Genomic DNA, 5,989 nt, shown 5'->3' on the forward strand with positions numbered 1-5,989 from the left:
AATCGTGATACACTTTAAATGTAAATAACGAACGTTCAAATATTTACAAGAAAGATTTAAAAGAAAGTACTAGTTTTTAGCTAGTTTGGTAACAAATATGAATAATAATTTAGTTCAAACAGGATTGTTTGGAAGCAATTCAAAACAATCAGAAGGTTCAATTGTAAACGATCGTCGTACTGCTCCAGTTCTCAGCAACATTTCTACATGCGTCGCAGTAAGTGTTACAGAGCCAAAACCATTTTTCCCAATCGTTGGGTTTGAGAAAAACAGTAATGGTAAAAACGCCCCTGTATTCTCAGAAAAATCAATTGGCTATGAAGTGTTTCTCTCTATGCCTCGAGATGATGGCTCGGTTAAATTGATTAGTCTTGTTGTTCCAAGTTTGGAGATTGCGAACAAGATTCAGTTTAGACATTTGTATCAGTTAGTCAATCCAAGAGGAAATAACAAGTATAAAAGTTATGATGTTATAGAAGTTTGGGCTGAGGATGTCAAAGAAGTTACTTTAAAGTAAAGAGGAAATAGATATGAAAGAAATTTTTAAAGAATTAGATGACTTATCAGCTTTAGACCTTCCTTTGGAACTTCGTAAAGTTTTATCAACATACATAAATTCTGAAGTCCAAGGACGAGTTTCATCTTTTGTTAATTTGAGTTTAGTTTACTCAAACGGTCGTTACACTGATTTCATTCGTGCATACATGTATTTTGAACTCATTCGTCGCAAAATGTTAAAGGAAATGGAAGAAATTTGTAGGTATTTATGATTAGATACAGATTAAATAAAAATACAGGTCATTTAATGCCAACCTTACCAAATTTCGTAACTCTGCTTCAAGTAGTTGGAGCGGGGTTACTATTTGGTGGTGGTATTATTCGATGGCTACTATTTAAAGGAACAGAGATTGGGATTTTTAGAAGTGAAGCACAGCTTGGCTTTCATTTAGAAGTAATTGGAATAGCTGTCTTGCTTTTGACGAATCTTGGGTTATTGATTCGGTTTAGTTTAAATTTATCAAAAATTGGTTCAGTATCTCTATACTATCAGCTAAGGTTGATAGAACGACAGACACACAAAGCATTGTTAGATTCAGTAACTGCGAATCGCAAAGTTGGTAGCAAATTCATAGATGTTAGTAAAGCGCATGCGAGCTTCGAGAAGCTAAGCAGGCGCATCACGGTTAAAATCAAAAAATTAGCTGACCAAACTAATGATGATTTAGAAAAGTTTGCGGAAATGTTATCAGCTTGTCTAGTGGGTAAAAATCGTTCTTTGATTGTTTTAGATTATTGGTTAAGTGAAGATAATACAGAGTTCATTTATTTATTAGATGATATCGTAGAAGCTAAGGCAAGACAGCTGAAGCCTAAACATATCACAGAATTAAAACCAGCTAATGATTTTGAAATAACAGTTGAAGAAGGCTTGACCTTTTCTTTCTTGCGTTCTCCTCAGTTATTATTGGTCGGAAATACAAATAGCTCCAAAACAACGTTTTTAAAATCAATGCTCGCACAAGTATTTATGTTCAATGAAGATGTTGATTTAACAATATTAGATGTAAAATCTGAGTTCAGCTCATGGGATTTTCTACCAGCTGGGTCTATTTTATCGGACAGTGAAGAGATTTTAGCATATTTTGAAGAATTGTTGGAATTAGTTATTAAACGTGAAAAAGAAATTGCAAAATTGTCAGCACGTGATGATATTACTGGCGCAACTTTTGTCAATTTCGGTAAAGAGATGAAGCTGAAGCTGTGTATTATCGAAGAATATTCTGCGATGTTATCAAGTATAACTGATACTAAAATGAGAAAAAGGGTTCAAGATTTGGTCTTGTCTATCGTATCTCGTTCTCGTTCGAGTGGTGTCTATATCTGTATCTGTATGCAACAACCAAGGTCAGAACTTTTAAGTACAGCGATACGAGATAATTTAGGTGTTCGTATTTGTTTATCAAATGGCGCTATAACAGATGAATTAGCTCGAATGGTCTTTGGAGAAACTGACAATATTGATAATCATGCGCCCAGGTTTTCTGGGTATATCATGACTACTGATGGACAATTCAGTAAACCCAGAAAGTTCTGGAATATCAATCTACACGAACACGGTTTGGAAAATATTAGTACATTTAAACGAGCGTTTTTATACGGTCAACGATTAAGAAAAAAGCGTAAATAATGGGGTATAGCATTCATGGGGGTCTAGTAATGACCCCCATCCCACCCCCTGTGGGTTAACTATAAAATAATTAAAAGGAGTTATGTTATATGATTCAATGTGACGTTGATGAAATTTCATTCGTATTTTTACCAGATTTTAATGAAATGATGTCTGATTATGAAGCATTTGCTTCAACTATCTGTTTAAAAATTGATGAATTATTGGAATTAGAAAAGTACACGGTTAACTATAAGTTAAATGAAAAAGGATTTTCAGGCTACAATTATATTATTAATTTTGATGAATTTGAAATCTTGTTATGTTTTAACACTGACAGCCCAAGGATGGGAATTTTTCTCAAATTCTCGGGTCAAGGTTTAAAACACTATATGAAACGACGTGAAGAAGATAATCAAAAAATTTCGTATCGTCAATTAGTGCAAAAATTTTTTGAATTAGAAAATTATTTTAGTGGTAGTTGTAGAGTTTCAAAAATTGATTTTGCGATTGATTTTATAGATGAAGGTTTGAAAGTGAATCAGATTCATCAGGAGTTAAACAAGTCAACAATAAAATCAAAATACATTGACAGTTTTACAAATACAATTAAATTGAGAAAAAATCAGTCAAATATCAGTACGTTCAATACAAACAATAGAGTAGAAACAATTTATGTTGGTAGCAAAGCAAACAAGGGAAATTCTCTACTTCTGCGCATCTATGATAAAAAACTGGAACAGGAGAAAAAGAAAGGTATCTATTATGACGAAGCCCTAAAATGTCAAGATTGGGTGCGATTTGAAATGTCAATCAGACAAGCTTACGCTAACCAAACTGGTTTAGATATTTTAAAATGTCGGAATGATAAAGAGTTGTCAAGCCTCATTTTTCAACGATTTACTGACAAGTATTTATTTTTCAAAAATGATGAATTATGGGATATTTCAAAGGTTATGCTGGAATACGTTTCGACTGATTTTGATTTATTGAGGTCAAAACCAAGGCGGAAGAATAACTTATTATCTACTTACATTTATTTGTTAAAAAATAGTGGTTTAGAATCGTTTCTATACAAGATTCAAAAAATCTATGGCGAGGAAGCAATTCAGGAATTTTTCAAGCATGTTTTGATTCATTTCAAAACAAAGTACAAACCTACGCCTGATACAATCATCTTTTTAAATAATAAAAAAGATGAACTAAAGAAAGAAAAAAAGCCGTGGCAGGTATTCAAGTAAGACGAAGGAAGGAATTTTATATGATGGATAAAATCTTAATTAAAATAGAAAATTTAGAAGTACAGTTGCCTACTTCTCATATTATCGTTGAGAAAGATGAATATCTTGACTTAAAAAACAAGGCATCACAAGGGCAATATATGAGCTTATCTGAGGTTTTAGAGATGATTTCAGTATCTCGACCGTGGTTATTAGAAAATGTCCTCTATCGGTCTGATATTCGCTCAAAAATTGATATTGATAAAAATAAAGATGGTTTTGTAAAGTATCCTCAAAATCAGGGCGGTAGATATATCTTCTTAGCTTCTAAAACAAGAACATTTTTTGAACAGTATTTTTCAGAATTATTAAAAGAGAAATGATATAATAGCCAAGATAATATCTTGGTTATTGTCTTTTTAGAAAGAGGTAATCATGTCAGTTTCATACAGAAAAAGAGGTAAAAAGAATTTATGGGATTATAGAATATTTGATAAAAATAAAAAGGTAGTGGCTTCAAATTCAGGATTCAAGACAAAAAAAGAAGCTGAAATTGAAGCACTCGCTCTTGAACTCAAATTGATAAACGGCGCAATAATTGATAAAAATATTACATTCTATGCCCTTTGGAAAAAGTGGTTAGAATTAACAGTTAAACCACTCGGAAAAGCGGACTCTACATTTAATAAACATTTATTGCGTGGTAAGTTTATCAAAGAATATTTCAAAGACAAACCAGCTTTGAAAATTAAAGCAAGCGAATATCAAGGTTTTATAAACAAGTACGCTGAAACAAATTGTCGTGACAATGTTAGTAGAATGAATGCTGAAATTAGAAATGTGATTGTATTTGCGAAACGAGATAAGCTTAATATAGAAGATTTTACTGAAGGTGTCATTATTTCAGGTCGTCCTCCTAAAAAAAGAAGAGATGAAAAATATATTCATAGCTTTGATGACTATCAAAAACTAGTAACATATTTAGAAAACAATCTTGATTTAACAACTTCAATTGTACCGTATCTTTTACTAATTCAACTAAAAACAGGAATGCGTGCAGGAGAGGTTGCAGGTCTCACATGGGATTGTGTGTTGTGGCAAAGTTCAGAAATCAAAACTTATAGACGATATGATACAGCTAGAAAACGATGGGCAAACCCAAAAACAGAAGAATCAATCCGTACAATTCCTGTTGATAATGATACTTTAACTATTCTAAAAAAATTAAAACAAGAACAAACTGTATTCATTGAAAACGGTACAATCACAAATAACGAAAATATGATTTTAGTAGATTTGAATTATAAGATTGTAACAAATGCAGGAATAAATAAGCATCTAAAACAAATTTTAAAAGATTTGAAAATTTATCCTCAAACTATGACAAGCACAGGTCTGAGACACACGTATTGTTCAACAATGTTAGCAATGGGTGTTGATATTTGGGCAGTCTCAAAATTAATGGGGCATCGAGATATTAAGCAAATAACTGAAACTTACGGCCATCTGATAAAGGAAAAAGCAGATATTGAAAATAACAAAGTTCGTGCTGTTTTGACGAGTTTAGTTAAGAAATAGAATTATTGACCAAAAGTTGACCAAATCAAAAAGGAACGCCGATTTATCAACGTTCCTTAACTCTATACTATACCGGCGGCCGGGGTCGAACCGGCACGTCCTTGCGGACACTGGATTTTGAGTCCAGCGCGTCTGCCAATTCCGCCACGCCGGCAAATAGTAACTGGGGTAGCTGGATTCGAACCAACGCATGAGGGAGTCAAAGTCCCTTGCCTTACCGCTTGGCTATACCCCAATAATATAAAATAAAATAGGCGAGTGATGGGGATCGAACCCACGCATGCCAGAGCCACAATCTGGTGTGTTAACCACTTCACCACACCCGCCATAATTCTATTAACACGGGCAGTAGGAATTGAACCCACACTGAAGGTTTTGGAGACCTTAGTTCTACCTTTAAACTATGCCCGTAAAATGGAAGGGGAGGGATTCGAACCCCCGAACCCGAAGGAGCGGATTTACAGTCCGCCGCGTTTAGCCTCTTCGCTACCCTTCCAAAATATATAAATGGCGCGAGACGGAATCGAACCGCCGACACATGGAGCTTCAATCCATTGCTCTACCAACTGAGCTACCGAGCCTTATTGCGGGAGCAGGATTTGAACCTACGACCTTCGGGTTATGAGCCCGACGAGCTACCGAGCTGCTCCATCCCGCGTTAATAAAAAAGGAGGATGTGGGATTCGAACCCACGCACGCTTTTACACGCCTGACGGTTTTCAAGACCGTTCCCTTCAGCCGGACTTGGGTAATCCTCCAAAATAGTTTATACGGGAACAAACCCGTGTCCTATTAGTGAAAAGATAATATTTCAATTCTCTAGTAATGGACTAAACACTATGGGCACGAGTGGACTCGAACCACCGACCTCACGCTTATCAGGCGTGCGCTCTAACCACCTGAGCTACGCGCCCAAGTTAAAAACTTGGTACAAAGAACAAAGTTCAAAGCGGGTGACGAGAATCGAACTCGCGACAACAGCTTGGAAGGCTGTAGTTTTACCACTAAACTACACCCGCTTAAA

Annotated in this window: 6 protein-coding genes and 10 tRNA genes; 6 read left to right on the top strand and 10 right to left on the bottom strand. The window is 35.0% G+C overall.

Annotated elements, in window-relative coordinates; translation table 11 throughout:
* Positions 1-97 precede the first annotated feature (97 nt).
* The 6 genes from ACWPV5_RS10020 to ACWPV5_RS10045 all read left to right on the top strand — a co-directional run bounded on the left by ACWPV5_RS10020 (position 98) and on the right by ACWPV5_RS10045 (position 4,965).
* Complete coding sequence (locus ACWPV5_RS10020) at positions 98-517, top strand: hypothetical protein (RefSeq protein ID WP_454383741.1); 420 nt, start codon at positions 98-100, stop codon at positions 515-517.
* Positions 518-530: 13 nt separating this feature from the next.
* Positions 531-770 carry a hypothetical protein gene (locus ACWPV5_RS10025; protein ID WP_454383743.1) on the top strand — a complete coding sequence of 80 codons (240 nt, stop codon included), beginning with the start codon at positions 531-533 and terminating at the stop codon, positions 768-770.
* Positions 767-2,188 (top strand): FtsK/SpoIIIE domain-containing protein, encoded by a 1,422-nt coding sequence (locus ACWPV5_RS10030; protein ID WP_454383745.1) that lies wholly within the window; start codon positions 767-769, stop codon positions 2,186-2,188. Before ACWPV5_RS10025 ends, ACWPV5_RS10030 begins: the two co-directional genes overlap by 4 nt.
* Before the next feature lie 89 nt (positions 2,189-2,277).
* Positions 2,278-3,408 carry a replication initiation factor domain-containing protein gene (locus ACWPV5_RS10035; RefSeq protein WP_454383747.1) on the top strand — a complete coding sequence of 377 codons (1,131 nt, stop codon included), beginning with the start codon at positions 2,278-2,280 and terminating at the stop codon, positions 3,406-3,408.
* Positions 3,409-3,428: 20 nt separating this feature from the next.
* The gene (locus ACWPV5_RS10040; protein ID WP_454383751.1) at positions 3,429-3,770 is read left to right on the top strand and encodes a DUF771 domain-containing protein; all 342 of its coding nucleotides are present in this window, start codon (positions 3,429-3,431) and stop codon (positions 3,768-3,770) included.
* A gap of 52 nt (positions 3,771-3,822) precedes the next feature.
* A complete protein-coding gene (locus ACWPV5_RS10045; RefSeq protein WP_454383749.1) occupies positions 3,823-4,965 on the top strand; it encodes a tyrosine-type recombinase/integrase in 1,143 nt (380 codons plus the stop codon).
* A 70-nt stretch (positions 4,966-5,035) separates the two neighbouring features.
* On the opposite strand, the gene ACWPV5_RS10050 is transcribed toward ACWPV5_RS10045, so the two are convergent.
* The 10 genes from ACWPV5_RS10050 to ACWPV5_RS10095 all read right to left on the bottom strand — a co-directional run bounded on the left by ACWPV5_RS10050 (position 5,036) and on the right by ACWPV5_RS10095 (position 5,984).
* Positions 5,036-5,119, bottom strand: a tRNA-Leu gene (locus ACWPV5_RS10050).
* A gap of 9 nt (positions 5,120-5,128) precedes the next feature.
* Positions 5,129-5,200: transfer RNA gene (locus ACWPV5_RS10055), tRNA-Gln, on the bottom strand.
* A gap of 18 nt (positions 5,201-5,218) precedes the next feature.
* A tRNA-His gene (locus tag ACWPV5_RS10060) sits at positions 5,219-5,291 on the bottom strand.
* 14 nt (positions 5,292-5,305) lie between these two features.
* Positions 5,306-5,376 (bottom strand) — tRNA-Trp (locus ACWPV5_RS10065).
* Between the two features lie 4 nt (positions 5,377-5,380).
* Positions 5,381-5,461 (bottom strand) — tRNA-Tyr (locus ACWPV5_RS10070).
* 12 nt (positions 5,462-5,473) lie between these two features.
* Positions 5,474-5,546: transfer RNA gene (locus ACWPV5_RS10075), tRNA-Phe, on the bottom strand.
* A gap of 3 nt (positions 5,547-5,549) precedes the next feature.
* Positions 5,550-5,623 (bottom strand) — tRNA-Met (locus tag ACWPV5_RS10080).
* 10 nt (positions 5,624-5,633) lie between these two features.
* Positions 5,634-5,723 (bottom strand) — tRNA-Ser (locus ACWPV5_RS10085).
* Between the two features lie 82 nt (positions 5,724-5,805).
* Positions 5,806-5,879 (bottom strand) — tRNA-Ile (locus ACWPV5_RS10090).
* A gap of 34 nt (positions 5,880-5,913) precedes the next feature.
* Positions 5,914-5,984 (bottom strand) — tRNA-Gly (locus tag ACWPV5_RS10095).
* Positions 5,985-5,989 lie beyond the last annotated feature (5 nt).

This window comes from Streptococcus sp. Marseille-Q7156 (genome assembly GCF_965119495.1).

Bases quoted from the DNA above. Each gene is read 5' to 3' on its own strand.
- ACWPV5_RS10020 (WP_454383741.1), top strand. From the start codon at position 98: ATGAATAATAATTTAGTTCAAACAGGATTGTTTGGAAGCAATTCAAAA.
- ACWPV5_RS10025 (WP_454383743.1), top strand. From the start codon at position 531: ATGAAAGAAATTTTTAAAGAATTAGATGACTTATCAGCTTTAGACCTT.
- ACWPV5_RS10030 (WP_454383745.1), top strand. From the start codon at position 767: ATGATTAGATACAGATTAAATAAAAATACAGGTCATTTAATGCCAACC.
- ACWPV5_RS10035 (WP_454383747.1), top strand. From the start codon at position 2,278: ATGATTCAATGTGACGTTGATGAAATTTCATTCGTATTTTTACCAGAT.
- ACWPV5_RS10040 (WP_454383751.1), top strand. From the start codon at position 3,429: ATGATGGATAAAATCTTAATTAAAATAGAAAATTTAGAAGTACAGTTG.
- ACWPV5_RS10045 (WP_454383749.1), top strand. From the start codon at position 3,823: ATGTCAGTTTCATACAGAAAAAGAGGTAAAAAGAATTTATGGGATTAT.